This is a genomic window from Candidatus Chloroploca asiatica (assembly GCF_002532075.1).
Taxonomy (GTDB): domain Bacteria; phylum Chloroflexota; class Chloroflexia; order Chloroflexales; family Chloroflexaceae; genus Chloroploca; species Chloroploca asiatica.
The window spans coordinates 68,613-91,872 of record NZ_LYXE01000157.1; the positions used below are offsets into that span (position 1 = coordinate 68,613).

Here is a 23,260-nt window from a genome sequence, read left to right on the forward strand (position 1 = left end):
GGGGCCATACCCCGCCTCACGTCTCGTCACCCTGTGATGCAGAACATTCATGCCAGAGGGTTTCGAGCAACGGACGAATGACAGCGAGGGCAAAGCCTCGTCGTTGGAGGAGACCGCCGAGACGGCGTTGAAACGTGGTGCGGTCAGGGCATGCACAGTACCGTGCAAGAACTGATCGCGCAACCTGTTCTGCCGCCTGCCGTTCTCCTTCGGCATCGGCACCGACCTCGGCCAGTGCTGTTGCGATTGTATCACGATCTACGCCTTTGTCGCGCAACTCGGCAACGAGCGCACGCACCCCCCGTGGTCGAAACCGTTGTCGGTTTTCGACCCAGTAGCGACTAAATGCCGCATCATCAAGCAACCCAAGGTCTTGCAGACGCTCGAGCACCTGATCAATCACCTGAGGGGGATGCTCTTTCTGGCGCAGACGCAAGCGCACCTCGGCGCGGCTACGAGGGCGGGCATCGAGCAAGCGCATAGCAGACAGGAGGGCCTGTTCTACCTGTGCTGATGCCGCCAGGCGTTGCCAGGCGGCATCATCAAGGGTCAGACCGACCCACAAACCCTCACGGGCGAGGGTTGCGAGGGTTATCCCAAGGGCAAAGGCCCCATCAATGAAAATATTGACACGCTGGCTATCGTGAAGCTGCGCAGTGATGGCGGTAATGGTGCCTGCGGGCATCGTGGCTGGCTAACTACTCCTCGTCTTCAAAGAGGCCGGCGTCTTCATCGTCGGCAATGGCCGCGACGGGCAGCGCAATCGGATTCGAGAGGCCCTGGGCTTTGATCAGGCGCTCGATCTCTTCAGTCAGCGCCGGGTTCTCCTTCAAGAAGTTACGCACATTCTCGCGCCCCTGTCCGAGGCGGTCTTCGGCAAGGTAGAACCAGGCCCCGCTCTTGCGGATGATATTCATCTCGACGCCAACATCAAGGATATTGCCCTCACGCGAAATGCCTTCATTGGCGAGGATATCAAACTCGGCCTGACGGAAGGGTGGGGCCACCTTATTCTTGATCACCTTGACGCGTGCCCGTGAACCAATCACCTCTTGCCCCGACTTGAGCGTCTCGATGCGGCGAATATCGAGGCGCACCGAAGCGTAAAACTTGAGTGCCTGCCCACCCGTAGTGGTTTCGGGCGAACCGAACATCACTCCTATCTTCATACGCAACTGGTTGAGGAAAATAACGATGGTTCGGCTCTTGTTGATGGCCCCGGAGAGCTTGCGCAGGGCCTGGCTCATCAGGCGGGCCTGGAGACCGGGGAGGCTGTCTCCCATGTCGCCTTCGATTTCAGCGCGAGGCACCAAGGCCGCCACTGAGTCGATGACGATGACATCGATGGCATTGGAACGAACGAGGGTTTCACAGATCTCAAGCCCTTGTTCACCGGTGTCGGGCTGTGAGACGAGCAAATCATCGATCTGGACACCACAGCGCTGGGCATAGATCGGGTCAAAGGCATGCTCAGCGTCAATGAAGGCACAGACACCACCGAGTTTCTGGGCTTCGGCAATGATATGCTGGGCCAGCGTTGTTTTGCCACTGCTCTCGGGGCCAAAGATTTCGACGACGCGACCGCGGGGCAAGCCACCGATGCCCAGCGCAATGTCGAGGGCAATCGAACCAGTGGGGATCGCCTCAATCGCCAGACGCGAGTTGAGCTCGCCCATCTTCATGATCGAGCCTTTGCCGAATTTGCGGTCGATCTGGCTCATTGCGGCAGCCAGAGCCTTCTCTTTTTCGGGCGCGATTGCCATCGCGGGCGCTCCTCCGTTATGTGCTGACACTCGTGCTTCTCCTTCTCTCTACTCTACTATGAGGGAGGGGCGCTGTCAACGCAGATTGACTCGCCCGCAAATCTGTTCTATTATAGCACGCCCGTGCGTGCTTGGCAAGTTGCTTGCATGATTTATACCGCTGCCGCACGCCAAAGGATACGCCGCGAAGCTATGTTATAGTGAAAGAAAGGAGGAATTAAAGATGATACGTCGCATTCCACCGGGTGAAGGTCAGGAGTCGGTCTGGGATTATCCTCGGCCACCGCGACTCGAAGCGACCTCGCGCCATCTTCAGATCTATTTTGGAGGCATTTTGCTTGCCGATACGCGGCGGGCCTTTCGGGTGCTCGAAACCAGCCATCCTCCGGTCTACTATATCCCTCCCGAGGATGTGCAGATGCGTTATTTGACTCGTACAGCGCGCAGTAGTTTCTGCGAATTCAAAGGCCAGGCGATCTACTATACGCTTCAGATTGAGAACCAGCGTGTTGAAGATGTTGCCTGGGCCTATCCACGACCAACCCGGGGGTTTGAGGCGCTTGCCAATGCTCTGGCCTTTTACCCTGACCCAATGGATGGATGTTTTGTTGATGGCGAACGGGTGACGCCGCAACCAGGCGGTTTCTATGGGGGTTGGATTACGTCGGATATTGTCGGGCCTTTCAAGGGGGGGCCTGGAACCTGGGGATGGTAGACGCGTTGTGTGGTGGCAAACAGCCGATGAAACTGGCTGTTTGCCACCACACATGCATGCGTTGCTCGGGCAACAGCCTAGTTATGGTCGCTCAGTGGGAGGCAGATCGTAAAGGTTGTCCCCTGGCCTTCCTGGCTGGTACAACTGATCATGCCGCCGTGCTGCTGCACAATCTCGCGAACAATGTACAGGCCAATGCCCAGACCAGTGAACGAGCTGTGCTGAACATTGGCGGCACGATAGAACTGCTCAAACAAGTGTTGTTGTGCCTCGAGAGGGATACCAATACCCTGATCGCTGATCGCCACACAAAGATGTTCGTCTCTCTGCTCGAGGGTGAGGAGGATGGGGCCTCCTGCCGGACTATATTTGATGGCATTGCTGATGATATTCTGAATTACTTCTTCAATGCGCAGTTCGTCAGCAAAGATCCGCAGCGGATCAGGGGTGGCCAGCAGTTCAAGGGTATGCCGACTCAGCGTCGGGCTCACCTCGGCCACGATCCGCTCGACCAGCCTCCTCAGATCAAACCAGTCGCGTTCGATAACCAATTGGCCGGTCTGAATGCGTGATAGATCAAGCAACGACGTCAACATCCGGTTGAGACGCAGACTCTGCTGAACAATCGCCTGAATCGGGCGGGTAAAGGCTTCACCAAGCTGGGCGTGTTGCATGCGGCGGTCGAGCAACTGCGCCTGGCCGAGCATCACGGTGAGAGGGGTACGCAAGTCGTGTGAAGCGACAGCTATGAAATGGTCGCGGGTGGTGACGGCTTCTTGCATCGTGCTATAGAGGCGGGCCCGCTGCAGCGCCTGGGCACATTGCACCGCGATCGCCCACAGAAAAGCCCGTTCATCCTGGGGAAATTGACGCGGCTCAGCAAAACTAACCATACAGACGCCCATCACCTGGCCCTCGACTTCCAGTGGCAGCAGAGCCAGACCGTGCGCATCTGCCGCGAGTGGCGGTGGAAGGGTAACTGATTGATAGAGCGCCTCCCTATCGGCCTGTGAAACAAGAAAGACTGGGAGCGCAGTCTTCAAGGTCTCGCCAAGCGGATGAGTGGTGTCGAGTAGCATCGTGATCGGCACAGGGGCTGTAGTATCAGTGGGGGGGGCATTGGTGCTGTGTAAGACCTCCAGCGCCGTACCATCGACACTGCGGACATACATTGCTACCTGGTGGGCATCGAGGGTCTGCCGCACCTCTTCAACGACGACACGCGCCACATCTAGCGGCGTGACGGCTTCAGAAAGGGCTGAGGTAATCGTCTGAAGACGCTCTACCCGTCGCACAGCTTGCTCGGCCATCTGGCGTGCAATGCGCTCACGGGCAAGGAGAAACTCTCGTTCATGCTGGATGCTATAGCGCTCGCTGACATCAATCGCCGAAGGAATTAGGTAACGGATATTGCCATATGCGTCACGGAGCGGGGCCAGCATAAAATCGATCATCATCAGGCGCTCGTCGGCGACCCGCACCATCACATCATACCGTGAGGTCTCACCAGCCTGGCCACGCGCAAGGGCCAGGCATAGTTCGGCCTGAACGTCAGGATCGTACGACCACCAGTAGGTCTCGTGAAATGGCTTACCAATGACATCGGATGGTTGCAAGCCAGCCACCTTGAGGGCAGACTGATTCGCTTCGATCAGGATGCCATCAAACGTCACTACACCAACAAAAGCAAAGAGGGAATCCAGGAGAGCCTGCGCTGAGAATGAATGTAGAATGTCGGCTTCACCTGGTTGCATACGGTTCTTCTCAATCATCCTTGCGCCAGGGCGTATCCTCCAGCCAGCGTGTGCCTTATGTTATCAAGAACGAGCTTTGCAACTCATGCTAACACACGTCGGTCTATTTTGGCAGAGCATGCACCTTTTTCGTAGGGCTACGTCAAAGTGGGAGGGACACGAATCAGGGCAAGCGCGGCCCCTACGGAAGCCGCGGTCGCCCGCACGGAAGCGGCAATATTCGTCTAACCCGCACGCCGCCACAGCGCCAGGAGGCTGTTGCGCAGCGCCGCGAGCGCCTGTGGGGCTTATCCCGTGCGCATAAGGTTCACGGCTCTGAACCAAGGAACTGTGGTTCCTGGCATCTCGTGTGACCACGTGAGCAGGGTTAGACTAGTGTGATCATGCTTGTTGCGGAGGAGTTGCTGTTTTATAGGGTTGGTTGAGCATCTGCTCGATCTTCAGCTTCAACTGCTCAGGGTTAATCCAGATGCTTGCTTGCGGAGCTGGGGTATTATCTGGTCGGCATGCTAGTCGGTCAAACCCGAAGCCCCACTCACCACACATTTTTTTGAAATCGTCATTAACGAAATTCTCAGCATGGATTTCTAGGACACTCATAGGGGGATCTCGGCGGAAGATCATATTCGTTAGACCAGCCCCGTGGACAGCAAGAAAGTAGCGTGTTTTAGAGCAGAGTTGAACATATACGTCTCCTGATGTTATTTTTATGCAGATATCTTCTGCTATCTACGGCCCATCCGGGGTACGCGGCACCGCGCCGGTTCTGGACAACAACCTCGCGGAGCAAGGTCAGCAATGCAGGTTGACTGATCTTGGTGTCGTGGCCCACAGCCAGATCGCAGGTGCAACACAGTTGTACCTGCTCGAGTCGCAACGAAGTGTTTGCCACCACCTACACCTCAATGAGTGTGAACAACGGCACCACAATCTTGAACGTTGCCGGATGGATCGGAAATAGCATCTAAATTAATATCGAAGATCTGTATTCCGAGGAGTATACCACAACTTGGCCGAGTTGTCACCATAGGGTGTCAGAATTAGATCAAGGAAGAACGTGTTATAATCTGCCCTATAGACAATCCCTTAACTTTATTTGACTGAGAGATCGAGTGTCTATCGATGCTGTCGTCAGAAGAACAACTCCTCGATGAACTGCGTGCCAGTGAAGAGCGTTTTCGTGCTTCCTTTGAGCAGGCGGCCGTTGGGATGAGTCATATCCGCTATGATGGCCTGATTATGCGCGTCAATCAGCGGTATTGTGATATTGTCGGCTACACCAAAGACGAATTAACCCGGCTAACGCTGCACGATTTTGCGCATCCTGATGATAACGAAGCCGATAGCGTATTAGCCCTCAAACTCTTGAGTGGTGAACTGCGAACCTATACGCTCGAGCGTCGGCTGTATCACAAGAACGGCGCAATCATCTGGGTCAAGGTCACGGTTTCGCCGATTTATGATGTTGCAGGCAACATTATTGAGGCGCTGGGCATTATCGAGGACATTACCGCCCGCAAAGCGGCCGAAGAAGCCCTCCGCGAACTCAATGCCACGCTCGAACAACGGGTTGCTGAACGCACCTTTGAATTAAGCATGGCGAATGAACGCTTGCAGGCCGAGATCACGGTACGCGCTCGGGTTGAACAGGCGCTGCGCGAGAGTGAGGAGCGCTACCGGCGACTTGCCGAGAATGCACCTGATATTGTCTACCGCGTGGATCTGCAACCTGAACCGCGCATCACCTATATCAGTCCGGCCATCACAGCGATTACAGGCTATAGCATTGAAGAGTTTTATGTCTCGCCGCTGTTGGTGAGCGACATTCTCTTCCCCGAAGATCGGGCGATGCTGACGCAGGGCATCGCTGATCCAACGTTGCTGATTGGCCCGTTCGAATTGCGTGGGCAGCACCGTGATGGTTCGCCCATCTGGTTCGAAGTGCGGAGCACGCTTCTTCACAATGACCACGGCACCCTTGCTGCCATTGAAGGCATCGCACGCAATATTACCGAGCGCAAGCGGGCCGCTGAACAATTACAGCAGAGCCGTGACGCGCTCTTGATCACGAATCAAGAGCTTGATCGGGCAAACCGCACCAAAGACCAATTTCTGGCCCATCTCAGCCACGAGTTGCGTACGCCGCTCAATAGCATGCTTGGACAGGTAGAGTTGCTTCGGGCTCAGTTGTATGGCCCGCTCAATGCCTGGCAACAGCGTACGATCGAAGATCTAGAGGGGAACGGGCGGCATTTGCAGACTTTGATCAGCGATCTGCTCGATTTGACCCGGATTGAAGCAGGGACGTTAGAGTTGCAGCCTGGGTTGCTTGAAGTCTACGAACTCTGTGTTGCGTGTGTGCGCGTAGTTGCCGAAGCCGCAAGAGCAAGACAAGTTACGGTTCAACTTGATCTTGATCCTGCGGTGACAGCGTTGTATGGTGATCATCGGCGGATCAAACAGGTGCTCGTCAATCTGTTGAGCAATGCCGTGAAATTTAGTCATACCGGGGGCGTAGTGCGGCTCGAACTGCGTGGTAATGCAGACGAGGGTCTTGCGCTCTTTCACATTATTGACACGGGCATCGGGATCGCCGAAACTGATCTCTCACGTCTCTTTCAGCCCTTTGTGCAAATTGACAGTGGCCTAAAGCGGCGTTATGGTGGGGTTGGTCTGGGGCTTGTGCTGGCTTCGCGGCTCGCAAAGTTGCACCAAGGCGACCTTACCGTCACCAGCAGTCTTGGTCAGGGCAGTCGGTTTACCCTGAGCCTCCCATGGCGGCCATACTAGTGGGTAACGTACATTATTTCCTGAGATGCTCCCGGCCTTGTCATTGCTGAGTGCAGCGAAGCAAGGTAACGACACAACTGAGGTTATGCCGAGCCAATCACGCTTCGGCTGAGGTAAAGGGGAAAAACGGCTTGAGCGCATCGCAGAGCATGAGGTCAATCTCGTAGAGACCGGCGCTATGGTGGCCCTTGAAGGGCAGGCCAACGCGTTTCACCAGGGCGATCATGCCAAGATTGTCGGCGTGGGTCAACAGGATCATGTGGTGCAGACCACTGGCAAGGGCGACCTGAACCAACAGATCAAAGAGTAGCCCCCCAAGGCCAGCGCCTTGATAATCGTCACGAATGACGACCGACGCTTCACAGGCATCACGGCGGTGATCCAGAAGACCGTAGCGGGCGACCCCGATGCACTCATCGCGCCCATTCTCTTCAATCAGGGCGATGAGGGCACACTCGTGGGTCGGATCGATCGAGGCCAGGCGGTGCGCTTCAAGATCAACCCGTTCTTCCTCAACCTTATCAAGGGGTACGAAAAAACGCCGGTAGCGTGTCTCAGAGGAGAGACGGTAAAACATCCGCTTGAGCAACACGGCATCTTCGCGGCGCATGTGGCGCACCTTCACCCGGCGGCCATCACGAGTTTCGAGGGTGACGATGGCTCGTGAATCTGGTTGCTCTAAGGCTAATGATGGCCTCATGATTTCTACTCCTGGCCGTGGCACAATTCAATGGATATTGATCGTATGTCTCGGCGCTTATCGCTGCACTGTCTAAGGGGCAGCTTATGCCGCAGTGCGTCATGATGGTATTGTATCATACAAACGTTACCAATGGATAACCAAAGATGGAGTTTCGCTTGACGGCACCCTTGATCGCCCTGGTGGGGCCTACGGCTGTAGGCAAGACGGCGCTTGCCGTTGCCCTGGCGCACCGCTTGGATGGCGAAATTATCTCGGCTGACTCACGACAGGTCTACCGACGGATGGAGATCGGGACGGCAAAACCGTCGGCAGCCGAACGAGCTGCTGCGCCGCATCACCTGATTGATCTGTGTGAACCTGATGAAGCCTTCTCGCTGGCGCGGTATCAGGATCTGGCGCTGGCGAGCATTGCCGAGGTGGTCGCCCGTGGGCGCGTGCCTTTGCTCGTAGGGGGAACCGGTCAGTACCTTGCGGCGGTACTTGAAGGATGGCAGATCCCCAGGGTGGCCCCGCAGCCTGCGTTGCGGGCCGAATTGCAGGCCGAAGCCGAGCGCGACGGCGGGGCAAGGCTTTATGAGCGTTTGGCGGAAGTTGATCCAATGGCCGCCCTACAGATTGGCCCGACCAACGTGCGTCGCATTATTCGTGCCCTCGAAGTCTATCTCGTGACTGGCGAACCAATTTCGACCCAACAGACGCGGCAACCACTGCCGTACCAAATCCGTACCATCTGGCTTACGCGTCCACGTGAAGAACTCTATGCGCGGGCCGATGCGCGTGTGGAGGCGATGATAGCGGCTGGCCTCGTTGAAGAGGTGAAGACGCTGGTTGCCGCCGGGTACGGCTGGCACCTCCCAGCAATGTCGAGCCTCGGATATATCCAGTTCAAACCGTATCTCGAAGGTGAGACCGCCCTGCAGTCGTGCATCGAGCGGCTGAAATACGATACCCACAGCTTTATTCGACGTCAGGGCGCATGGTTTCGGCGACTTCCGCAGCTTGAGCAATGGGCCCCTGGGCATCCTGAGTGGGTGGGGTAACTTGTCGTGCGTGGCGAGGGCAAGCGGCTAACAAAGCTAGCCACTTGCCCTCGCCACACGAAGTTGCAGGGCGTCAGGCAATATTTCTGCGTTCGCTGCCGCCAAGACGCATGAGCATCATACGGAGGAGCGCCAGATCCTCATCAGAGAGACGCGCAAGTGACGCATCACCAGGACTGACAGCCTCACTCAACAATAGCAACGCGCGCAGCGCCATAGGTGAGACAGTTACACTATCACCTGAGGAGGCGATAGGGAGATACATGTGAGATGGCTGCGTATTTGAACAGACGGGAGTCATACGGGCTCCTTTCCTCCTGGTTGATCTACTTGAATAGTGTAGTCTGTTGCTTGGTAATCGTCAAGAGCACTGAAGATGAAGTACAATAGAAAATGGTGGTGCAGTAGAGCTAAGGGAGAGTGCCGTGGTACCTGCGGTAACGCTTGGGCGTGATGGGCTGTTGCTTGACGGGCAACCTTTCTATCTCCTGGCTGGTTGTATACACTATTTCCGCTGGCCTTACGCAGAATGGCGCTCGTTGTTGACCCAGGCTCGCCGGGCGGGGTTGAATACGATTGATACAGTCATCCCATGGAATCGTCACGAACCCCGTCCTGGTCACTTTGATTTTGCTGATGAGGCCAATCTTGCGGCTTTCCTCGATCTTTGTCATGTGCTTGGGCTCAAAGTGATTGTTCGTCCGGGACCCTATATTTGTGCCGAATGGGAAAATGGTGGCCTACCGGCCTGGTTGACGGCTACCCCTGGGCTACGTTTGCGTGTTGATGATCCGCATGCGCTCAAAGCTGTTGAACGCTGGTTTGACCGGTTGATGGAGGTGCTCGTTCCACGTCAGTATACCAGGGGCGGCCCGATTATCCTCTGTCAGATCGAGAATGAGCACTGGGCCTCGGGGGTCTATGCCCACGATTTTCATCAGCAGACGCTTGCAGCGGCAGCGACGGTGCGCGGCATCGAGGTGCCGCAATATACGTGTGTCGGGGCGATGCCCGGACGACCTGAATTGCGCAATGGCTGGAGTGGCCTTGCCGAAAAGCTTCTCCAGACTCGGCGCCTCTGGCCGGATAATCCACTGATTGTGAGTGAACTCTGGAGTGGCTGGTTTGATAGCTGGAGTACCAGTCGCCAGACGCGCAAAACGGCAGCGAAACTCGATATGACGTTGCATCAACTGACGGCTGTCGGTGCGGCTGGCTTTTCGCATTGGATGTGGGCTGGTGGCACCAATTTTGGTTCGTGGGGTGGGCGCACGGTCGGCGGCGATCTGGTCTTTATGACGACCAGTTATGACTATGATGCCCCAGTGAGCGAATATGGCGAATTGCGCGCCAAGGCGCTCGTGGCGCGTCGGCATCACCTCTTTCTGGGGAGCCTGGGCGCACGCCTGGCGCCGATCCTGGCCGATGCGGTGCCGGGTGGGCTGACCGTGCTGAGCCCGCCATCCGTCTATGGGCGCAGTGAGCCAGGCACTGAGCCGTATCGGACGGTACGGGCCAGCCCGAACGCTCCAGAGGCGTGGCGCGATTTTCAGGCTACGTTCCTGGTGAATGCCGGGCTAGAAGGGCAGACCTATCAGGTCTTTCTGGCGCATCCTGCGCGTCATCTGACCGTCGAGGTTGAGCCAGCAACGATCCGCCCGATCTTTGCGCATCTGCCTTTACACGACCAGTTGCGCCTGGTGTGTCATACCGGGCGCGTTCTCGGGTTCTGGCGCTACCGCGAACGCGATCTGCTGATCATCTATGGGCAACCTGGCGAGCAAGGCATGGTCGAACTGCTTGATCAGCGTGGTGAGGCCCCGCCAATAGTGACAATGACCTCACCTGGCCTCCAGGCCTCGTTGCACAAATATAGTATCGAGGTAACCTACTGGATCAACGAGAACCCTGGCATTCTCGATCTTCACTGTGGCGCACGCTCGCTGCGTTTGATGTTCCTGACCGACGCTGCGGCGGCGCGGTGCGAATTGCTGCCCGACGGCTCGCTTCAGATCCCGTCGCCACCTGCGCCTCTGCAGGAGACCCGGCTGAAGCTCTCGACCGAACGGTTTGGCGTAGTCGAAATGATCACGAATGAGGGTTGGCGGAACCTTACCCGCCCCGAACCGCTCGAGCGCCTGGGATGCGATTATGGGTACGGTTGGTACCGAGCGACCCTGGAATTGGATGCGCCGCTCGAAACACGGCTGGTTGCGCCATGGTTGCATGATCGGGGCTGTCTGCTGGTTGATGGCGTGGATGTCGGCTGGTTCGGGGTCAGTCATCACGGGCCACGGTATACGCTGCCGCTAAAGCTTGAAGCTGGGCAGCACGACGTGCGCCTGCTGGTTGACAACCTGGGGCGCTTTAACTATGGGTTGAAGCTTGGCGAACTCAAGGGGTTGCTGGACACGCTCTATCTTGATGGCGAAGAGCAGGATCTCTCTCATGGCTGGTCGGCGCTCTGGCAGGAGGTGCAGTTTGCGGGTGAGGCCGTGGCGCATGCGCAACCCGGCGCGTTTCGACCCGACCAGGATGCGGTCGACCTGCGCCATTTTGCCTTTAGCGGGCCTGCGGTCTGGTTGTTGCGGACGCTTGAGGTGCAACCTGGACGGCGTTATCTTCTGCACATCACTGGTGATCGGAGTTCGGGGGCACTTTTTGTGAATGGTGAAGCCATCGAGCGTTTCAGCCGTCATCGTAGTGGAGGCTTTCTCAAGCACGACATAACCGACTGGTTGCGCCCAGGGGCGAATGTGCTGGCCCTCTTTTTACAGGGTTATGCCGGAACCCCCTGGCAGGCGACCCTGGTGAGTTATCCGCTCAAACGCCCGTTGAAGGCTCGCTGGAGTTTTCGCGCCGGAGTGACCCCAGATCTTCCGGCCAAAGCCAGTGTAACCGGGCCAGCTTTCTATCGGGTCGCTTTTGCCCGGAACGAGTTATCAGCGCGCATGGTGCGCCTGAGCCTACGGCTTGACGGCTTTGCCAAAGGGCACATCTGGCTCAATGGGCGCAACCTGGCCCGTTTCTGGCAACCCGGGCCACAAGAAGAGTATAAAGTGCCTGTCGCGTGGCTGTTGCCCGAGAATGAACTGTGGATCTTTGCCGAGACGGGAACAGCTGCAGAGGTCACCCTGATCGCCGGGGGACAGAATGAGTGAGTATGAGGGTTAGACAGCCACCTATGCCTGGGTTGCGCATTATCATTGTGTCATGGAATGTGCGTGAGTTGCTGCAAGCGTGCCTCGCGAGCATTGAGGCGTCGCTAGCCGGGAGTGAACTGGAGTATCAGATTATCGTCGTGGACAATGCGAGTCACGATGGCACGCCAGCGATGGTGCGCACGTTCTATCCGCAGGTGGTTCTGCTTGAACCGGGGCACAATCTTGGTTTTGCTGGAGGCAATAACCTGGCCTTACGGCAGATCATTGCCACAGAAGGCGAACGTCGTCCCTATATTCTGTTGCTCAACCCCGATATCAAGGTTGTTGGCGCAGCCATCCCCCGGCTGGTCCATGAACTGGCAGCGCATCCCGAACTGGCGGCGGTCGGCCCATTGTTGCGCTATGGTGACGAGACGATCCAGCCGTCGCGGCGTCGGTTTCCGACCCGTGCGACCTTCTTCTGGGAGAGCACCGTGCTTGATCGGCTCTGGCCTGCGAATCCGTGGGCAGGGCAGTACCGCTGTGCCGAAACGCCTGAGACCGTGGCGCAGCCGGTCGACTGGCTTGTCGGGGCCGCACTATTGGTGCGAAGCGAGGCGATCATGCGGGCTGGCTTGCTTGACGAGCGCTTTTTTATGTATAGTGAAGAGTTGGAGTGGCAGGCCCGGTTGCACCAGGCGTGGGGTGGGATCAGGTTTGTGCCCGACGCAGTGATGATCCACTACGAAGGCAAAAGCAGCGAGCAAGCGCTAGCTGCCCGTCACCTGAACTTTAGTCAGAGCCGCATTTTGTTAGCGCGAATCTGGTATGGCTGGCGCTGGGCAGCCTGCCTGCGCAGCTTCTTGCGCCTGGGTTTTGCCTATGAACTGGTCAACGAATGGCTCAAATTACGCCTTGGGCACCGTCCTGAACTTCGTCGGACACGGATAGCACTGTATCGCGATCTTTTGCGAACCTTATAGATAGTGTTGCTATGTATGATCAAACGCTTGCCGACCACTGGCAGATCCACCCGGTTGACACCTTCCGACAAGGCATCTATCCACGTGACAATGAAGGCTGGTTTCCGGCGCATGTTCCCGCTCACTGGCAACAACTGAGTGGCTTTGAGCACTATGCAGGCCGAGTTGTCTACCGCTGCCGGTTTCCGTGGTCGGATGCAGAGGCAGCGGATCAAGCGATGTGCCGCCGGTGGCTGCGGCTGAATGGCGTCTTTTATCATTCGCGCGTCTACCTGAACGGGGTTGATCTCGGGCCACATACCGGTTATTTCGAGCCGCACGAACGCGAGATCACGGGCCTGTTGCAGCGCGAGAATACGTTGCTGGTAGAAGTTGAGTGCCCTGATGAACGCAACAAGAGCGGGAAGACGATGATCACCGGCGTCTTTTCGCACTGGGACTGTCTTGATCCGCAGGCGAATCCGGGCGGGATCTGGTTACCGGTCGAACTGCATCACAGTCGAGCGGTGCGGCTGGCGCGGGGGCGGTTGTTGACGCTCACGTGCAATGATCGTTTTGCGCAGATCCGCTTTGATCTCGAAGTTGACGCGGCAACCGCGTGCGACGCAACCGTGCGCCTGACCTTTACCCCGCGCACCTTTGCCGGTGAAGCGCAACAGATCGAGCAGCAACGCAGCCTTGGACATGGCCCGCAGCAGCTTGGCGGGCTGATCAAACTGCGCGAACCGCGGCTCTGGTGGACGCACGACCTGGGGCGTCCAGAGCTCTATGATGTGACCGTTGAGGTGCTGGTTGACGGGCACGTAAGCGATGTTCTACCCATCACCTTTGGCGTGCGTACCTTCGAATTGCGCAACTGGTTGCCCTATCTCAATGGTGAACGCTTTCTGGTAAAAGGCAACAACTACCCGCCGGGCGATATGCGGATTGCCACGATGGACAAAGCCCGGTGTGCCGCCGATCTTGAACTAGCACGGGACTGTCATATGAACATGCTGCGTGTGCATGCCCATGTTGATCACCCGGCCTTTTACGAAGCGGCCAACGAGGCGGGGATCCTGCTCTGGCAAGACTTCCCGTTGCAATGGCTCTATGCGTCGAGCATTCTCCAAGAAGCGCGGCGCCAGGTGCGCGTGATGGTGCATCAACTTGGCAGCCACCCTTCGGTCGCGATCTGGTGTATGCACAACGAATCCTTTTTGATCGAAGATACGGCTGATGAAAGCATCTGGACACGGATCAAAATGCAACTGAGCGTCTTTGGGCCAAACTGGAATCGCAATGTGATGGATACCCAACTCAAAGCGATTGTTGAGCAAGAAGACCCGACGCGGCCTGTGGTGCGCTCATCGGGCGAACTCGACATCACCTATTTGCGGGAAGGCACTGACGGCCACGCCTACTTTGGCTGGTACCGCAACTATGGCGACCTGCGTGATGCCGAGGTGATGCAAAAACGATTTTCAAATAACATGCGTTTTGTAACCGAATTTGGCACGCAGAGTTTTCCAAATCTTGAGAGTAGTTTGCGTTTTATGCCTGATCCGCTGACTGATGAAGCAATTACGCAACTCGCCACGCGCCATGGCTTACAGGCGGAAATCATGGACAACTGGCTCCCGTGGCGGCAGGCCGGATCGCTCGCCAACGTCATCAAACTCTCGCAGGACTACCAGATCTTCATCAACCGCTACTACATTGATCGGCTGCGCAACAACAAATACCGTCCAACGGGCGGCATCATCGCCTTTCTCTTGCTCGACCCCTACCCGGCGGTGCTCTGGAGCGTCGTTGACTACTGGCGGGTACCCAAGCGTTCTTACGAGGCTATGCGCATGGCCTACAGCCCACAATACGCCTACTGCATCTTTGATCCACGGATGTACAGCATTGGCGAGGCCATCACGCTCGCGTTGAGTGTCGTCAACGACGCGCGGCGGGGCATTGTCGGGGCGCAACTGGCAGCGCGGCTGAGCGATCCTGGTGGCAATGTGCTCGCCGAAGTGCGTCACCGGGTCAACCTGCCAGCTGATTGCCTCCCGATCATTGTTGATCGACTGCGGCTCACGCCAACGCAAGCTGGCCGTTACGCCCTAACCATCGAACTGACCGGCGTGGATCACGAGATTCACCAGATCTACGAAATTGCCGTAGGGTAGTGCCTCCGGCGGGTAGAGGTGGGGTTTGCACTCCATGCGTGTGCTGGCGAAAACGGCCAGCACACGCATGGAGTGCTTGGGGCAGCGGCCCGCAAACCTCAGGCCCCCAAAGATTCCCCAGATGAGCGAAAGATGTGGTATGATATTGATATCTATAACGCATCGCGTAATATGAACGTCTGAACACCAACGGTCAAGGAGGACCAGATGCCCTATCAGATCAAGCGTGTGGCCGTGATTGGTGCTGGCACAATGGGTGCGGCGATTGCTGGCCTGGTTGCCGGTGCGGGTCTGCCAGTGCTCTTGCTCGACATGCCGCCCAGCAAACTCACTCCCGAAGAGGAAGCCAAGGGGCTGTCACTCGCTCACCCCGCTGTTCGCAATCGGTTTGTGCAGGCCGGTTTTGACCGGATGCGTAAAGCTCGCCCTTCCAATCTCTACAATCAAAACAGTGCGCAACTCATTTCCCTTGGCAATACCGAGGATGACTTCGCAAAATTGGCCGATGTCGATTGGATTGTCGAGGTCATTATCGAGCAACTTGGCCCCAAACAGGCCTTGATGGAGCGGATCGAGGCGGTGCGCAAGCCGGGTGCGATTGTCACCAGCAACACCTCAGGCATTCCCATCGGGCTGATTGCCGAGGGGCGCAGTGATGAGTTCAAGCGTCATTTCTTTGGGGCGCACTTCTTCAACCCTCCGCGCTATCTCAAGTTGCTTGAGTTGATCCCTGGTGAGGCCAGTGATCCGGCGGCGGTGGCGGCTTTCCGCAGTTTTGCCGAAAATACGCTCGGCAAAGGTGTGGTGATCTGCAAAGATCGGCCCAATTTCATTGGCAACCGCATCTTTAGCTATGCCGGCCAGGTTGTGCTCAATGAGGCGCTCGCCCGTGGCTATACGGTCGAAGAGCTTGATGCCTTGACGGGTTCGCTGATCGGGCGACCCAATACGGCCAGTTGCCGCCTGCTTGACCAGGTTGGCGTGGACGTGATGCACTACGTGGCATCAAATCTCTACAAAGCTATTCCCGAAGACGAGAGCCGCGAGGTCTATACCAATAATGACCTGCTTGAGCGCATGGTCGCTGCCGGTCGTCTGGGCAAGAAGGTCGGCCAGGGTTTTTACAAAGAGATGCGTGAGGGCAAGAAGCGCGAGTTCTGGGCTCTCGATTTGCAGAGCTTCGAGTATGTTGCGCCGCAAGGCACCGCGTCGGTTGATGCGTTTATCAACGAGGCCAAAAAGCAGAAGGCGTTGCCTGAGCGTTTGCGGTTTATGCTGCGTCGTGCCGCCGAGCAACCCGATGACCGGGGGGCCGCGATTGTCACGCTGGCCATCTTGCCAATGATCGCCTATGCGGCACGTCGGTTGCCCGAGATTGCCGATAGCGTCGCCGATGTGGATAGTGCTATTCGTTGGGGCTTTGCGCATCAACTTGGGCCGTTCCAGATCTGGGATGCGCTCGGTGTCGCTGAGGGCGCCGATCTGATGAAGAGCCAGGGCCTGGACGTGCCCGCCTGGGTTGATCAGTTGATCGCCAAAGGCGAGGCCCAGTTCTACGGCGACGGCACAGCCTACAATGTTGCCACCGGGCGTCATGAGCCGCTTGTGCGTGACCCACGCGCTATCGATCTGGCTGCGCTCAAGGCCGCAGGGCACGAGGTGCTTGGCAATGCTGCGGCGAGCCTGATTGACCTTGGTGACGGCGTGCTCTGCTTCGAGATCCATTCGAAGGCCAATGCCATCGGCGGGCCGGTTGTCGAGATCCTGCTCGGCGCAATGGAAGAGTTGAAGAACGACAAGTGGGTCGGCATGGTCATCGGCAACCAGGGTGCCCGCTTCTCGGCAGGCTTCGACCTGAACGAGTTGGGCGCTGCGGTGCAAATGGGGGCCTGGGACGACCTTGGCGAGTTGATCGAGTTGGTGCAGCAGACCTTCTACAATCTGCGCTACGCAGCCAAGCCGGTCGTGACCGCACCATTTGCCCACACCCTTGGTGGTGGGGCTGAATTCGCGATGCACGGTGCCGTGACGGTTGCGGCGGCTGAAACGTATATGGGTCTACCCGAGTTTGCCGTTGGTCTAGTGCCGGGTTGGGGTGGTTGTACGCAACTCAACCGGCGCATTATTGCGGAAACAGCTCGCAATGGCGGCGATACGCTCAAGGCCTTCCAGCAGGTCTTCGAGACCCTGGCCTTTGCCAAGGTCGCAACCAGCGCCCTCGAAGCGCGTGACCTCGGCTATCTGCGGCCTACCGATCGCATTGTCTTCAATCAGGACTACCTGATTGGCGAAGCGAAACGTGAAGTACTGCGCCTCGTTGGCGAGGGCTATACGCCGCCTACGCCGGGCAACCACTGTTATGCCCTCGGGCGTGACGGCTTGGCCGCAGCGCGTATCGCCATCTACCAGTTGCGTCAGGGCAACTTCGCCACTGAGTATGATGCGGTTATTGCCGAAAAGATTGCGCATATCCTCTGTGGCGGCGAATTGAGCAACCCACAATTCGTTGATGAGCAATACCTCTTGAGCCTTGAGCGTGAAGCGCTGTTGGTTCTCGGCCAGGACGAGCGTACGCTTGCACGAGCCAAACATATGATGGAGACCGGCAAGCCCCTGCGTAATTAAGGAAGTTCGCGTATGCTGGTGCAAACGGCTAGCTTCGCTCGCCATTTGCACCAGCATACGCACGGTACCGATATCAGACAAGAGGATATATCAGGAGAACAATCACATATGGACGAAGCCGTCATTATTTCTGGTGCCCGTACCGCCGTTGGCAAATCAGGCCGTGGTACGTTGCGCACGACTCGCCCCGATGAATTGGCCGCACTGGTTGTGCAGGCGACGATTGCTCGCGCACCAGGGCTTGACCCGCGTGAGGTCGAAGATGTGATTATGGGCTGTGCGATGCCCGAGGGTGAGCAAGGGCTCAATCTGGCGCGTGTCGCCGCCCAGCGGGCCGAGTTGCCCGATAGCGTCTGTGGCGTTACCGTCAACCGTTTTTGTGCCTCGGGTCTGCAGACCGTTGCGATGGCCGCGCAGCAGATCATGATGGGGCAGGCTGACGTGATTATCGCCGGTGGGGCCGAGAGCATGAGCATGGTGCCAATGTCGGGCAACAAGTTCTCGCCCAATCCACACCTCGCCCAGCACGATCCGGCCGTCTATCTCGGCATGGGTCTGACGGCAGAGAATGTCGCCCGTGACCACAAGATCAGCCGTGAAGACCAGGATGCCTTTGCGCTCCGTTCGCACCAGAAGGCCCTGCATGCACAAAAAGAGGGCTATTTTGCTCCTGGCATCGTACCGGTTGAGGTGCAACTGACCGAACTAGTTGACGGACGGGCGCAGACGCGGACGATGGTATTTGATCGTGACGAGGGGCCGCGGGCCGATACGTCACTCGAAGCCTTGGCGAAACTCAAGGCCGCCTTCAGCGCGACTGGTAGCGTGACGGCAGGCAATAGCTCGCAGACAAGCGACGGGGCCGCCGCCGTGCTGGTGATGAGTCGGCGCAAAGCGGATGCCCTGGGGCTCAAGCCTCGCGCACGCTTCCTCAGCTTCGCCGTGGGCGGCGTGGCCCCGGAAGTAATGGGCATCGGGCCAGTCGTCGCGATTCCCAAGGCGCTCAAGTTGGCCGGGCTTGAATTGAGCCAGATCGACCTGATCGAGCTCAATGAAGCTTTTGCGGCACAGGCGCTGGCCGTTGCGCGTGAACTTGGCCTTGACATGGAGAAACTCAATGTCAACGGTGGCGCCATCGCGCTCGGGCATCCGCTGGGTTGCACCGGGGCCAAGCTCACCGTTCAGATCCTCGACGAACTCGAGCGGCGCGGCGGGCGCTATGGCATGGTCACGATGTGCATCGGTGGTGGCATGGGTGCCGCCGGAATCTTTGAGCGCTTGTAACCTAGCAACGACCGATCATTCATTGCGTACCGAAAACCGCCAGCTACACTGGCGGTTTTCGGTACGCTGATCCTAAAACAACAAATTCCCCACAAACCCGAGCACCAGCGACAAAAGAATGAATAACGCCACCAACCCGAGCACGACAAGGCCAAGGATGTTGCCCAGGTTGAGCGACCGCGATGAGCGAACCTCTTCGCCTTCGCCGATCTGCCGGACGGTGCGTACCGTCTGCGTGATCAGGGTTTCGGTACTGGATGATTCGACACCAATCCATTGCCACGCATTGCTGCGAGTAGGGACAACCAGTTTGCGGGCCGGGCTGGTATGCACCAGTTGGACAAGTTCGGGTGACAGACCCTCTGGGCCACTTGTTGCCATCGTCCACGGCCCGACAATCAAGCCTGCCTCGGCAAGTTGAGCGGCGGCAACGCTGACCTCACCATCAGGTCTGATCAGATCCAGCTGAAGGCCAGGAAGTTCCTGCTGCAAGCGGGAAGCGACGGCTTGCCCAAAGCTAGCGTCGCCTGGCGCAATGATAGCGACGCGCAAAGCAGCGAGGCGGGCCGCAAGCTCGCGCCGCTGGGCACGTCCGTCGGCACGCACCTCGGATCCGTGGTAGAGCCAGGCCAGGCCAGCGAGGATGGTAAAGGCAATTGCCTGACCAAGATCGCTCAACAAGTTGCCTTCGATCGGGTCGCCGAGAATCAGGCGCAGCAGGCGGGCAATGACATAGATCGCCCCGCTGAGCACCACCATCGTTGCCACAAAGAGATATCCATAGAGATAGATCTTGCGCACAAGCGACGTGCGTTCGGCACTTCCCACTGGCCCAGAGAGTTCGGCTGCCACCATAATGCGGCGCCAGGGCCAGATCCAGACGGCAAGGCCAGCTATCAGTGCCGCTGTGAACCATGCCAGTTGGGTACTGAGCAGATCGGTGAAAGCGCGTTCAGCAAAGGCACGGATGATCACACTGAGGATGCCGCCCCCACCCACAAGCGCCGCGGCCAGGCCAATCGCGGCCACAAGATAGAGATAGGTACGACGCACTGCCGCCTGGCGCGGAACCTCGCTGGATCGTGTGGCATCCTGCTGCAACACACGCGCATGATAGGCCCAGAAGACGCCAGACGCGATGATGATCGTCAACGGCTCACGCAGATCGCCTTCGGGTGAGAGACCGAGCAGCTGCTGCAACAAGCCGGCGAGAATAAAAGTCGCATTGGTCACCGCCGCCAGCACCGTCACAAAGACAATCGCATAGAGATAGAGCTTGCGCAGTGCCGATGCGTGCTCGTCTTGATCTGGCCCGTCAAAGAGCGCCTGTGCCCAACTCCAGAAGATGAGCCAGACTGGCACGCCGATGGCAAGGCGGGCAATGTCATCATAGAGGCTCAAGAGGGGGAGCGAGCCTGTCAGGCCTGGCCCCGATCCGAACTGAAAGAGTAGCCAGCGGAGCAGACTTGTCGCCGCAAAGGCGACCATGATCAAGCCGGTGGTACTAAAGGCAAAGAGATAGAACCGGCGGAAACCAGCCGTGAGATCGGTTTCGGGGAGTTCCACACGATCGGCGCTGACGATGCGGTGGTGGTACCACCAGAGCAAGCCAAGGACAACGATCGCAATGATGCTACGTAGCAATTGTTCAATTGGGGTAAATCGACCGATGAAGTCGGACCCCGAACCACCTGAAATAAGGGTGAGCAGCGCTTGCACCAGGCTCACGCCATTGAAAATTGCCGGCCAGAGCAGCGCGGCCATCGTTGCATAGAGGTAAAAACGGCGCTCGGGGCTGCCACGTTCTTCCGGATCGCCGCTCGCGAGGCGTTGCCCCCAGATCCAGTGACCGAGAAAGATTGGCAAGCCAATAATGATCACGGCAAGCTGAAAGGCGACGGCAGCCACCGGATCGCGGCCATCGGTCTGCAAAACTCCGCGCAGCAGGGCAATCGTGGCCCAGGTGGTCGCATGAAGACTGACGGCGCAGACGAGCAGGATATACCAACGTCGAATGGTAGCCATCGTTAGTTGCATCCTTCCGTCTCATTCCAACACCAAGCCCAGTAGCGATCAGCACCGGTCAACTTCCAGTTTGCCTCGGAGGCATCGCGCACGAGTGACATGACAAAGGTAGAACTATACTGACCACTGCCAAAGAGCCCCCCCTGCGAAAAATAGGTCTCGCGCACATCCACCGATGCCCGATTATTCGTCACCGTACTCGACAAAACATCCCAGGATGATGAACCCTGGTTCGTATCGAGAGCGCCGGTATAGCGGGTAAGATCGCGGGTAAAAAGATCGAGCGTTGCGGGAAACCCGGGCAAGCCAGGATCAAGGTAGCCATACGCACGCGACAGATCGCGCTGTTGCAGGGCAAGCAAATAGTTATGGGCTACCCCTTCGGGCGTTGTTTCAGGCTGAAATGTTGGCTCGGGGCGCATCATCGCGACGACAAACGCAACCACAACAAGCAGGATGATACCGGCAACAATGCCGATCAGAAAGGTGTCTTTTCTTTTCATCGTTTTTCTTCCTAGTGGTTCGAGCCACTTAAGGTGATGGAGGCGGCTGGGTTCCCGCATCCGCGGGAACGACCAGTGCGCCAAATCAGTTCCATATACGCGGGAACGACCAGTGCGCCAAATCAGTTCCATATACGCGGGAACGACCAATGCGCCAAGTCAGTTCCATTGTTATGCCCGCGCACGCGGGCATCCAGCAGAATCATCGTGTCATGCCACTAGTGCGGTTGCAGATTTGCACTTGGGTGCAGCGCATCTGGATGCGATCGGCATCACGTTGAGGCCCGAACAACTCGCCCGGCACTGCCCGCACAACAAGTATAACGCGGTGATGACGTAAAAACGATCAGCCGGAAGGTGGAAAAAGCACAGGTAACGTAGCTAGGTAACCCCCTAGCCACCTTGCTCCATCTAGAGAGGAGTGCTCACAGGTCTTGAAGACCTGTGTGTGGGGGCTTAGGCCAATACCTTGCAAAGAAGCTCATGCGAAGGCGCGAAGGGTGAGCGCACCTACACGAAAACCTTTGCGCCTTTGCGTCAAAACAACCGCCGCCTTCTTTGCAAGGTATGCGTCTTAGAGCCGTACGGTGCCGCGGAGGAAGCGCAACGCTGTTTCGGCGAGGATAGCCGCGCCAAGAGGGAGGCTGCGCTCATCAATGTCAAAGATCGGCGTATGATGGGCACGTACCACACCATCATCAATGGCGGCCCCGAGCATCAACATTGCTCCAGGAGCCTTCTGGCACATATAGGCAAAATCCTCGGCCCCAAGCCCTGCCGGGGCATGGTCAAAGGCATCACTGCCGAGCATCGCGCCTGCTACCTGTTCGAGCCAGCCTGCAACACGTTCGTCATTCCAGCCTGCAGGATAGCCGCGCCCGATCTTCAGGCGATAATCACCGCCGAAGGCACGGGTCACGGCAAACGCCTTCTCGACCTCGCTGATCAACTGTTCACGCACCCGCGGATTGTAACTGCGCAAGGTTCCCTGCAGGCGCACCTCACTCGGAATGACATTCGATGCCCCCTGCGCCTCGACGACACCAACGCTGAGCACCGTTGGCTCGACGGGATCAATGCGCCGTGCCTTGATCCCATAGAGTGCGGTGAGCACCGGGATGAGCATATAGATTGGATCAGTGCCCTCGTGGGGTGCGGCCCCGTGGCCACCTGTGGCAAGCAAGGAACCGGTGAAATCATCCACGGCCGCCGAGGTCCAGCCGCCACGGATGGTCACTTTGCCCATTGGCAACGTCGAATCAACATGGAGCGCAATCACGGCGTCGACGCCCTCCATCACCCCTTCTTCAACCATACGCAGCCCACCACTCTTGCCTTCGTCATCCCAACTCTCTTCTGAGGGCTGAAAGATGAAGCGTACGCGCCCGCGGAGGCGTTCATTGGCAAATTGTTCACGGAGCAGATGGGCCGCTCCGAGCAACATGGCGGTATGCGCATCATGGCCGCAGGCGTGCATCACGCCGTGATTCTGTGAAGCATACGCGGTTGTGTTGGCCTCAATAATCGGGAGGGCGTCCATATCAGCGCGGATCGCAATCGTTGGCCCGCCACCGGGACCAAGTTCGCCGACAACGCCGGTGCGCGCAATACCCGTGCGTATCGTGATGTCCCCAATCTCGGCCAGCGTATCGACCACCATGGCCGCCGTCCGTGTCTCAGCAAAGCTCAATTCGGGGTGCGTATGAAGATCCCGCCGGAGACGCACGAGTTCAGCGGCGAGCGCATTGGCACGGTCAAGCATATGTTTTTCTC

At 57.7% G+C, this 23,260-nt stretch carries 17 protein-coding genes; 8 read left to right on the top strand and 9 right to left on the bottom strand.

Annotation, left to right across the window (positions count from 1 at the left end; all coding sequences use genetic code 11):
• Window positions 1–16: 16 nt before the first annotated feature.
• Both A9Q02_RS18955 and recA read right to left on the bottom strand, forming a co-directional pair.
• The gene (locus A9Q02_RS18955) at window positions 17–685 is read right to left on the bottom strand and encodes a regulatory protein RecX (RefSeq protein ID WP_097654644.1); all 669 of its coding nucleotides are present in this window, start codon (window positions 683–685) and stop codon (window positions 17–19) included.
• A 13-nt stretch (window positions 686–698) separates the two neighbouring features.
• Entirely contained in the window at window positions 699–1,763 is a 1,065-nt protein-coding gene (recA, locus tag A9Q02_RS18960; RefSeq protein ID WP_097654645.1) for a recombinase RecA, read from the bottom strand.
• A 223-nt stretch (window positions 1,764–1,986) separates the two neighbouring features.
• Between recA and A9Q02_RS18965 the strand changes: the two genes are divergently transcribed.
• On the top strand, window positions 1,987–2,478 hold the full coding sequence (locus tag A9Q02_RS18965) for a DUF427 domain-containing protein (RefSeq protein ID WP_097654646.1): 492 nt from the start codon (window positions 1,987–1,989) through the stop codon (window positions 2,476–2,478).
• A 77-nt stretch (window positions 2,479–2,555) separates the two neighbouring features.
• Here the strand turns inward: A9Q02_RS18965 and A9Q02_RS18970 are convergent, their stop codons facing one another.
• Window positions 2,556–4,232 (bottom strand): sensor histidine kinase, encoded by a 1,677-nt coding sequence (locus A9Q02_RS18970; protein ID WP_172451155.1) that lies wholly within the window; start codon window positions 4,230–4,232, stop codon window positions 2,556–2,558.
• 381 nt (window positions 4,233–4,613) lie between these two features.
• A complete protein-coding gene (locus tag A9Q02_RS24965) occupies window positions 4,614–4,832 on the bottom strand; it encodes a hypothetical protein (RefSeq protein ID WP_245860712.1) in 219 nt (72 codons plus the stop codon).
• 522 nt (window positions 4,833–5,354) lie between these two features.
• Here A9Q02_RS24965 and A9Q02_RS18980 point away from each other — a divergent pair.
• A complete protein-coding gene (locus A9Q02_RS18980) occupies window positions 5,355–7,022 on the top strand; it encodes a PAS domain S-box protein (RefSeq protein ID WP_097654649.1) in 1,668 nt (555 codons plus the stop codon).
• Window positions 7,023–7,119: 97 nt separating this feature from the next.
• Here the strand turns inward: A9Q02_RS18980 and A9Q02_RS18985 are convergent, their stop codons facing one another.
• Window positions 7,120–7,722 carry a GNAT family N-acetyltransferase gene (locus A9Q02_RS18985; RefSeq protein ID WP_097654650.1) on the bottom strand — a complete coding sequence of 201 codons (603 nt, stop codon included), beginning with the start codon at window positions 7,720–7,722 and terminating at the stop codon, window positions 7,120–7,122.
• 146 nt (window positions 7,723–7,868) lie between these two features.
• Between A9Q02_RS18985 and miaA the strand changes: the two genes are divergently transcribed.
• A complete protein-coding gene (gene miaA / locus A9Q02_RS18990; protein WP_097654651.1) occupies window positions 7,869–8,765 on the top strand; it encodes a tRNA (adenosine(37)-N6)-dimethylallyltransferase MiaA in 897 nt (298 codons plus the stop codon).
• A gap of 73 nt (window positions 8,766–8,838) precedes the next feature.
• Here miaA and A9Q02_RS23900 read toward each other — a convergent pair whose 3' ends face one another.
• The gene (locus tag A9Q02_RS23900; protein WP_141509046.1) at window positions 8,839–9,066 is read right to left on the bottom strand and encodes a hypothetical protein; all 228 of its coding nucleotides are present in this window, start codon (window positions 9,064–9,066) and stop codon (window positions 8,839–8,841) included.
• Between the two features lie 124 nt (window positions 9,067–9,190).
• Between A9Q02_RS23900 and A9Q02_RS18995 the strand changes: the two genes are divergently transcribed.
• From A9Q02_RS18995 to A9Q02_RS19015, 5 genes are all read left to right on the top strand, one after another.
• Window positions 9,191–11,926, top strand: coding sequence for a beta-galactosidase (locus A9Q02_RS18995; protein WP_097654652.1), 2,736 nt, complete (start codon window positions 9,191–9,193; stop codon window positions 11,924–11,926).
• Between the two features lie 2 nt (window positions 11,927–11,928).
• Window positions 11,929–12,891 (top strand): glycosyltransferase family 2 protein, encoded by a 963-nt coding sequence (locus tag A9Q02_RS19000; protein WP_245860713.1) that lies wholly within the window; start codon window positions 11,929–11,931, stop codon window positions 12,889–12,891.
• 11 nt (window positions 12,892–12,902) lie between these two features.
• Window positions 12,903–15,050, top strand: coding sequence for a glycoside hydrolase family 2 protein (locus tag A9Q02_RS19005; RefSeq protein ID WP_097654654.1), 2,148 nt, complete (start codon window positions 12,903–12,905; stop codon window positions 15,048–15,050).
• Window positions 15,051–15,257: 207 nt separating this feature from the next.
• Complete coding sequence (locus tag A9Q02_RS19010; protein ID WP_097654655.1) at window positions 15,258–17,675, top strand: 3-hydroxyacyl-CoA dehydrogenase/enoyl-CoA hydratase family protein; 2,418 nt, start codon at window positions 15,258–15,260, stop codon at window positions 17,673–17,675.
• 108 nt (window positions 17,676–17,783) lie between these two features.
• Window positions 17,784–18,959 carry an acetyl-CoA C-acyltransferase gene (locus A9Q02_RS19015; protein WP_097654656.1) on the top strand — a complete coding sequence of 392 codons (1,176 nt, stop codon included), beginning with the start codon at window positions 17,784–17,786 and terminating at the stop codon, window positions 18,957–18,959.
• Window positions 18,960–19,031: 72 nt separating this feature from the next.
• Here A9Q02_RS19015 and A9Q02_RS19020 read toward each other — a convergent pair whose 3' ends face one another.
• The 3 genes from A9Q02_RS19020 to A9Q02_RS19030 all read right to left on the bottom strand — a co-directional run bounded on the left by A9Q02_RS19020 (window position 19,032) and on the right by A9Q02_RS19030 (window position 23,249).
• Window positions 19,032–20,984 carry a DUF5671 domain-containing protein gene (locus A9Q02_RS19020; RefSeq protein ID WP_097654657.1) on the bottom strand — a complete coding sequence of 651 codons (1,953 nt, stop codon included), beginning with the start codon at window positions 20,982–20,984 and terminating at the stop codon, window positions 19,032–19,034.
• 2 nt (window positions 20,985–20,986) lie between these two features.
• Complete coding sequence (locus tag A9Q02_RS19025; protein ID WP_097654658.1) at window positions 20,987–21,487, bottom strand: hypothetical protein; 501 nt, start codon at window positions 21,485–21,487, stop codon at window positions 20,987–20,989.
• A gap of 574 nt (window positions 21,488–22,061) precedes the next feature.
• Window positions 22,062–23,249, bottom strand: a complete 1,188-nt coding sequence (locus A9Q02_RS19030; RefSeq protein WP_097654659.1) for a M20 metallopeptidase family protein — start codon at window positions 23,247–23,249, stop codon at window positions 22,062–22,064.
• Window positions 23,250–23,260 lie beyond the last annotated feature (11 nt).